General features: G+C 71.6%; 9 protein-coding genes. 7 read left to right on the forward strand and 2 right to left on the reverse strand.

Annotated features, from left to right (window positions below):
- Window positions 1-686: alpha/beta fold hydrolase (locus V7004_RS14395; protein WP_334144843.1), on the forward strand; the 686-nt coding region annotated here is incomplete at its 5' end.
- Window positions 679-1,917 carry a trans-sulfuration enzyme family protein gene (locus V7004_RS14400; RefSeq protein WP_334144845.1) on the forward strand — a complete coding sequence of 413 codons (1,239 nt, stop codon included), beginning with the start codon at window positions 679-681 and terminating at the stop codon, window positions 1,915-1,917. The genes V7004_RS14395 and V7004_RS14400, both read left to right, overlap by 8 nt.
- A 289-nt stretch (window positions 1,918-2,206) precedes the next feature.
- On the opposite strand, the gene V7004_RS14405 is transcribed toward V7004_RS14400, so the two are convergent.
- Window positions 2,207-2,965, reverse strand: a complete 759-nt coding sequence (locus V7004_RS14405) for an enoyl-CoA hydratase/isomerase family protein (RefSeq protein WP_334144847.1) — start codon at window positions 2,963-2,965, stop codon at window positions 2,207-2,209.
- A 351-nt stretch (window positions 2,966-3,316) separates the two neighbouring features.
- On the opposite strand from V7004_RS14405, the gene V7004_RS14410 reads away from it, so the two are divergent.
- Together V7004_RS14410 and V7004_RS14415 are read left to right on the forward strand one after the other, a co-directional pair.
- Window positions 3,317-4,180 carry a DUF4328 domain-containing protein gene (locus V7004_RS14410; protein ID WP_334144848.1) on the forward strand — a complete coding sequence of 288 codons (864 nt, stop codon included), beginning with the start codon at window positions 3,317-3,319 and terminating at the stop codon, window positions 4,178-4,180.
- Window positions 4,181-4,267: 87 nt separating this feature from the next.
- Window positions 4,268-5,047, forward strand: coding sequence for a DNA-formamidopyrimidine glycosylase family protein (locus V7004_RS14415; RefSeq protein WP_334144849.1), 780 nt, complete (start codon window positions 4,268-4,270; stop codon window positions 5,045-5,047).
- A gap of 74 nt (window positions 5,048-5,121) precedes the next feature.
- Here V7004_RS14415 and V7004_RS14420 read toward each other — a convergent pair whose 3' ends face one another.
- Window positions 5,122-5,469, reverse strand: coding sequence for a hypothetical protein (locus V7004_RS14420; RefSeq protein ID WP_334144851.1), 348 nt, complete (start codon window positions 5,467-5,469; stop codon window positions 5,122-5,124).
- Between the two features lie 13 nt (window positions 5,470-5,482).
- Between V7004_RS14420 and V7004_RS14425 the strand changes: the two genes are divergently transcribed.
- Genes V7004_RS14425 through V7004_RS14435 form a run of 3 tightly spaced genes read left to right on the forward strand, consistent with a single transcriptional unit; the run spans window position 5,483 to window position 7,023 of the window.
- A complete protein-coding gene (locus V7004_RS14425) occupies window positions 5,483-6,163 on the forward strand; it encodes a hypothetical protein (protein WP_334144852.1) in 681 nt (226 codons plus the stop codon).
- A gap of 16 nt (window positions 6,164-6,179) precedes the next feature.
- Window positions 6,180-6,410 (forward strand): hypothetical protein, encoded by a 231-nt coding sequence (locus V7004_RS14430; protein WP_334144853.1) that lies wholly within the window; start codon window positions 6,180-6,182, stop codon window positions 6,408-6,410.
- Between the two features lies 1 nt (window position 6,411).
- Entirely contained in the window at window positions 6,412-7,023 is a 612-nt protein-coding gene (locus V7004_RS14435) for a DUF4202 domain-containing protein (RefSeq protein ID WP_334144855.1), read from the forward strand.
- The last annotated feature ends 153 nt before the right edge of the window (window positions 7,024-7,176 follow it).

A 7,176-nucleotide genomic window follows, 5' to 3' on the forward strand; every position in this document is an offset into this window, starting at 1 on the left:
GATCCATGGGGGGGATGCAGGTCCTCGAGTGGGGGGTGATGTACCCCGACCGGGTCCGCTCGCTGGTGCCTATCGCCACGTGCGCGGCGGCCACCGCTCAGCAGATCGCGTTCAGCAGCGTGCAGCGCAGCACGATCGCCCTGGACCCGCGATGGCGGGGCGGTGACTACTACGACGCCGCGCCGGGTGACGGTCCGCACCAGGGGCTCGCCATCGCGCGGGAGCTGGCTCAGATCACCTACCGCAGCGACCTGGTCTTCGACGACCGCTTCGGGCGCAACGTGCTCGACCCGATGGATGACACCTTCACCCTGTGGCAGCGCTTCGACGTCGAGGGCTACCTCGACTACCACGGCGCCAAGTTGGCCCGCCGCTTCGACGCCAACTCGTACCTGGTGATCTGCAAGGCGATGGACCTGCACGACATCGGGCGAGGGCGCGGCGGGGTCGGCGCGGCGCTCCGCCGGGTCGTGGCCCCGACGCTCACGGTCAGCATCGACTCCGATTCCCTCTACTTCCCGTACCAGCAGGAGGAGATCCGTGACGTGCTGGCCGCCAACGGCACCCCGGTGGAGCACGCGGTGATCACGAGCGATCACGGCCACGATGCGTTCCTGTTGGAGACCGATCAGGTGGGCGATGCACTGGTCGCCTTCCTCGAAGACGTGGAGAAACGACATGGCTGACGCTCCCGACGAGGCTCGACCGGGCCAGCCAGGCCAGCCGGACCAGCCGGGCGGGGAAGGGCGGCGCTCGTCGCTTCGCCCGGAGACGGTGGCGATCCGCGCCGGGCGGGACGACAACGACCGCGCCCTCGCCCCGATCCTCTGGGCCACCACCACGTTCGTGACGCCGACCGTGGAGGAGGGCCGGCGCTTGGCGACGATGGCCGGCTCGCACCGCTTCTACAGCCGCTACGGCAACCCCACGGTGCGGGGCTTCGAGGACGCGATCGCCGAGCTCGAAGGGGCCGAGGCCGCCCGCGCGTTCGCCTCCGGCATGGGCGCGCTGAGCGGAGTGGTGCTCGGGCTGTGCTCGGCGGGCGACCATGTGGTCGCCCAGCGCCAGCTCTACGCCGGTACCCAGCTGTTGCTGCAGTCGGTGTGCCCGCGGTTCGGCATCGAGGTCACCTTCGTCGATGCCACCGAGCCGGGTGCGTTCGCCGCGGCTGTCCGGCCGGGTGAGACGGTGCTCGTCCTGGCCGAGACACCTGCGAATCCCAGGCTCGATCTCGCCGACCTCGACGAGCTGGGCGCCATCGCCGGGCCGATCACAGTCGTCGACTCGACCTTCGCCACCCCGCTCGGCCAGCGGCCGCTCGATCACGGCGTGGACCTGGTGGTGCACTCGGCGACCAAGGCCATCGCCGGCCACAACGACGCCACCATCGGGGTGGTCGCTGGAGCCCGGGAGCTGCTCGACTGGCTGTGGAGCTTCGCCGTGCTGCAGGGCGCGAACGCCTCGCCCTTCGACGCCATGAACGCCCTGCGAGGTCTGCGGACCCTCGGCGTGCGCCTCCGCCAGCAGACGGAGTCCGCGCACCGGTTGGCCGAGGTGCTCGAGCAGCACCCGCACGTGGCGGAGGTGCGCTACCCGGGGCTGGATTCGCATCCCCAGCGCCACCTGGCCAAGCGCCAGATGAACCTCGCTGGTGGCCTGCTCACCTTCGACCTGGCGGGTGGCCTGGACGCGGGGCGGACCTTCGTGGAGTCGGTGCGGATCGCGCAGCTCGCCTCGTCCCTCGGCGGGCCGGAGACGCTCGTGACCCATCCCGCGTCCACCACGCACGTGAGCCTCACCCCCGAGGAGCTGGCGGCCAACGGCATCGGTCCGGGCACCGTCCGGGTGTCGGTGGGCCTCGAGCATCCCGACGACCTGATGGCCGACGTCCTCCAGGCCCTCGACCGCATCCCCTGATCGACCCCTGTCTGGTTGCGGGCTGTTCGCTTTGCCGTTCCGAACTGGCATGTCAAACGCGTGCTCTGGCACGCAGTTTGCCTGCCGGTTGCGTAGGGGAGTCGCTGGTTCGGTCGGTGCTCTCGAACTGGCATGTCAAACGCGTGCTCTGGCACGCGTTTGACATGCCAGTTGCGTAGGGGAGCTCGAACTGGCATGTCGCACGCGTGCTCTGGCACGCGTTTGACATGCCGGTTGAGTGGGGTTGGTCGGTTTGTTGGTGGGTGACGGGGGCGTGGAGGAGGACCGCTCAGCCGAAGAAGGCGCGCAGGGCCTCTTGGTTCTCGGGCGAGCCGACCAGGCGTTCGAACTCGGCTTCCTCGCGCGAGCGAGCGGCGCGCACCGCGTCGAGGCGGGCACTCAGCATCAGTGATTTGGTGGCCACCAGGGAACGCACCGGCATCGAGCCGATGCGCCGCGCCAGCGTCATCGCCTCGTCGAGCAGGTCAGCGCTCGGCACCGCCCGCCACGCCAGGCCGATGCGCACCGCGGTGTCCGCGTCGATCCACGGCTCGGTGAACAGCAGGTGCGCGGCCTCCTGCCAGCCCACGGCGGCAGGGAGCAGCAGGCTGGCCGACGCTTCCGTGGTGACCCCGAGGCTCACGAACGGGGCCTTCAGGCGTGCCTCGTGCGCCATCAGGACCAGGTCGCAGTGCAGCAGCATGGTCAGCCCGATGCCCACGCCGACGCCGTTCACCGCGGCGATCAGCGGCTTGGGGAACGACTCCAGCACCGGCATGAGCTGGCGATAGCCCGGCTCCTCACCGGTTGCGAACACGCTGGGGTCGGCCATCTCGGTGAGGTCCTGGCCGGCGGTGAACGCCCGTCCCGCGCCGGTGATCACCACGCAGCCGATCCCGGGGTCTTCGGCCGCGCCCGCCAGCGCATCCCGGCAGGCGAGCCACAATGCCTGGTTGAAGGCGTTGAGCGCCTCGGGGCGGTTGAGGGTGAGCAGGCGCACCCCCTCGCCGTCTCGGATCGTCACCACGTCGGTTGTCGAGGAGCTCATGCGGTCCTTCCTGTCGCCTCGTCGCCACCCCGTCTCGGCGTCTGGGCCGGACGGATCATGACACTGGGCCGTTCGGCCCAGATTTGCCTACAGCCGCCGCCCTGCCTGGTCGATACCAAGGCCATGGTGGGATGTAACGGTTGTCACGCAACGATCACCGCGGCGGATCGCTTCTGTCCAGCCTGCGGCCTACCCAACCGGCAGGCTCGGTTCCACCCGAAGTTCGGGCCGGCACCGCAGGAGCCCCCGGGACCACCGCCCCGTCCCAGCACACCACCCGCAGGCGTGCCGTACTGCCCCCGCTGCTGGGCGGAGGTGCGGCTCTCCCATCCCTTCTGCGGTTCGTGCGGGATGCCGCTCGACGATGTGCGAGCTCGGGCAGAGCTGGCCCGCTTCGGTGGGGTGTGGCTCACCCCCGGCCCGGACGGCCGTCCCCCGTACCGGTCGTTGCGGCTGCTCACCGCCGAGGTGCGGGCGCTCGCGGGTGCCACCGTGGTGGTGGCCCTGCTCGTGGCGATCAGCTCGGTTCTCGGTTTGCTCCAGCACCGCGACCGGTTCAGCTCGTTCCGGGTGGACCAGACCGATGCAGCCACCTTCACCGGTCGCCTCCAGTGGCTGATGGCGGCGCTCATCGTCGCCAGCGCGCTCGCCTTCATCGTCTGGGCGACCAGGGCGTACCGGAACCTGCCGCTCCTGGCGGTGAAGGGGTTGCGGATCCCGACCCGGTGGGCTTGGACGGTGTGGTTCGTGCCGTTCGGGAACCTCATCTGGGGCAAGGAGCTCGTGGATGACGTCTACCGGGCGAGCGATCCGTCGGCGCCGGTCCTGTCTCCCGGGTGGCGGCTGCGGACGGTGCCGATGCGTGTGCACCTGTGGTGGATCTCGGTGATGGCCTCCGGCGTGCTGCTGCTCACCGCGCACTGGATGTCGCCCTCCCCGGCGGGCGGCGCCGAGGTGGGTGGCGCGGCGCTGGGCCTGATCGCCGCGGCGCACTTCTCCATCGCCACCGCCGCGGCGCTCACGGCGCTCCTGGTGACCGAGGTGGCGACCCGCCAACGGCGGCGGGTCGCGCACCTCGGCGTCGCCGGGCCGGCTTCCCGCAGCGGCGATCTGGCCAGCCCCGCGACGCCGCGCCGGTCGGACCCCGAGCCCCGGTTCGAGCAGGTCCCGGTCCTCGTGCATGCCGACTCGGGTTCCGTGGCCGGTCGCTACTAGGGACGGGCGGCCCGGACGGGCGGCCCGAGCGAGGGACGGGCCCGGTGGCGTGACCCGCCGCCTCACCGACGCGGCTACACCGGAGTTGTGCCCGAGCTCCTCGAGGTCGAGCGGTACCGCCTGTTGGCGTCAGCCGCGCTCCAGCGGGCGATCGCCGACGTGCGCCGGGTCGACCCCCTCATGCTGCGGGGCGGGCTCACGGAGGACGCGCTGCGCCAGGCGCTCCGCGGGCGGCGATTCGTGGAAGCCCGCCGCGTCGGCAAGCTGCTGCTGCTCGACACCGATCGCGGGCCGACGCTCGGCCTGCACTTCGGGATGACCGGGTTGCTCGACGTTGACGGCACCCGGGGAGTCGAGGACCTGCTGTACGCGACCCGAAGCCGGGAGCCGCGCTGGGTACGGCTGATCGTGGAGTTCGCCGACGGGGGCGAGTTGGTGTTGCACGACCAGCGGCGGCTCGGCGCGGTCAGCCTCGATCCCGACGAGACCCGGCTGGGGGTCGACGCCTGGTGCGTGACCATGGCCGAGCTGCGCCGGGTGCTCGACGGCCAGGTGTCCCTCAAGGCCAGACTGTTGGATCAGCGGCGCCTGGCCGGGCTCGGCAACCTCCTGGTGGACGAGATCCTGTGGCGCGCCGGACTCGACCCGGCCCGGCCGGCATCGACCGTGACCGCCGCCGAGCTTCGCTGCCTCCATCGTCACCTGCGGGACACGCTGGAGACGCTCATGGCCCGAGGTGGATCCCACACCGGTGACCTCCAGGCGCAGCGGCGAGTCGGGGGTCGCTGCCCGAGGGACGGGGCTTTCCTCCAGCGTCGGGTGGTCGCGGGGCGCACGACGTTCTCGTGTCCGGTGCACCAGCGGTAGGTGATGACCGGGAGGCGAGCGGGTCGGGGTAGGGTGAGCGAGGCAGCGGGTGGAGCACGGTCGCCGAGCGGAGTTCATCGCGTGAGCACACACCGAACCGAGGCCCGAATGCTGCGAGCTGGGCTGCTGGCGGTGCCCTTGGTCGTGTTGGCGGTGGTCTGGGGGCTCCCGAGCGCCTCCGCACAGGACGACTCGACCACCACCTCGTCCACGGCGACCACGGCCAGCACTCCCACCACCTCTGTCACGACCTCGACCACGGAGCCTGCAACCACCACCACGAGCCGGCCCCGCACCACCACCACGAGGCGCTCGACGCCGAGCAGCACCGCGTCGTCCACCACGACGACGACCGCGGTCACCACCACGACCACCGGTGGGCAGGACGCCACGTCGACGACGACGCTGCAACGGTTCCTCATCCCTGACGACACGGTGGCGCCCCGCGCCGATCCTGCCGAGTCGTCAGGCACTGGCGGCCTCAGCACCGACACCAAGCTCACGCTGGTGGTGGTCGGGTTGCTGGTGGTGGCGGCGGCCATCGGCGTGCTCACCTGGCTGTACTGGCGCCACACCCGCCCCGCGCCGTACCTCGACGCGCTCGACGTTCTCTCGGAGGTGAAGGATCACGGCGCCGCCGCGGCCACCGCGCTGGCGACCACCCGGCCTCCGGTGAGCGACGCGCCGACGGCGGTGAACCCTGCCGTGGATGCCGGTGTAGTGGGTGGCAGCCCGCCGGTCGAACCCGTGCCCGGCGCCGCCACCTCGGCCGTGCGCATCATCGGCCCGGTCGATCCGGATCGTGCCGACTCGAGTGGGGAGAGCGGCGGGTCGGGTGATCCGGCGCCGGGTGACCCGGCCCCCGCGGGCTCGATGCCCGCGGGCTCGACCCCAGCGGAGGCAGCGACCGGCGAACCGGTCCCACCGCCCACCGACCCGGCGGTGCAGCCCGCGGAGGTGCAGGATCCACCTCAGCTCGTCACGTTGGAGGACCTCTTCGGCCCGCAGGAGGACGAACGCCCGCTGGTCTCCGGGCTCGGCGATCCGACCGAGTTGTGGTCGGACGGACCTGCGTCCGATCCCGGCGTCTCGCCCGGTCGGTCGGGGGACCGCTGACGCTAGCGTGGCCCGCATGGGCGACACCTTCGATGTCCAGGCGATGATCCAGCGGTTCCGTGACCGTGCCCACGCGGTGAAGAACCGTCCGCTCCCGCCGATCGCGGGGGAGGAGCGCACCCGGTTCATCGAGCAGGCCCAGACCGACTACCAGGATTTCGCCATCATCGGGGACGCGGAGGGCGCCATCGAGGACGGGTTCCTGGTGCTGCGCGTCGATCTGCGGCCGCCCGAGCGGCGCGGCTGAGGTGAGGGACCGGCAGCGGTTCGACGCGGCGATCGCCGCCATCGACCGGGCCAACGCCGACGACCCCGAGACCCTGGAACTGGATGGCCAGCAGCGCCCGAAGGAGCTGGTCCATGCCGAGCTGGTGACCAGATGGGTGCGTCGGCTCGATCCGGGCGCGAGCGAGGTGCAACTCCTGGCGGCACGCGCGCACCACCTGCGCCGCTGGGTGGTGCCCCGCGAGAGCTACCCGCCGGGGCGAGCCGGCTACCTGCGTTGGCGGCGTGATCAGGCCCGCCGGCAAGCCGAGGAGGTGGCGGTGATCCTCGCCGCGGCCGGCTACGACGATGCGGCCATCGCACGGGTGCAGGGGATCATCCGCAAGGAGGGGCTGGCCACCGACCCGGCGGTGCAGACGCACGAGGATGCGCTGTGCCTGGCGTTCCTGGAGACCCAGCTGGGGTCGTTGCTCGCCGATCTGGGCGAGCAACGCACGGTGGAGGTGCTGGCCAAGACCGCTCGCAAGATGAGTGCCCGGGGGCTGGCCGAGGCCGCCGGGCTGCCGCTACCTCCTGCCCAGGCCGCCCTTCTCGGCCGTGCCCTTCAGGTCGCGGGAGCCGGAGCCGACAAGTAGCTTGGCCCGGTTTCACGACGGGAGCACCGGGGCGAGGAGGGGAGATGCACTGCGACGCCTGCGGAGGTGAGAGCCCGGAAGGGTCGAAGTTCTGCGTGTACTGCGGGAACCGCTTGGCCGCGCAGGCAGAGTCGGTCGAGGCGCCACCGCCCC

Origin of the sequence: Rhabdothermincola sp. (genome assembly GCF_036846205.1) — a bacterium.
GTDB lineage: Bacteria > Actinomycetota > Acidimicrobiia > Acidimicrobiales > Acidimicrobilacustridaceae > Rhabdothermincola.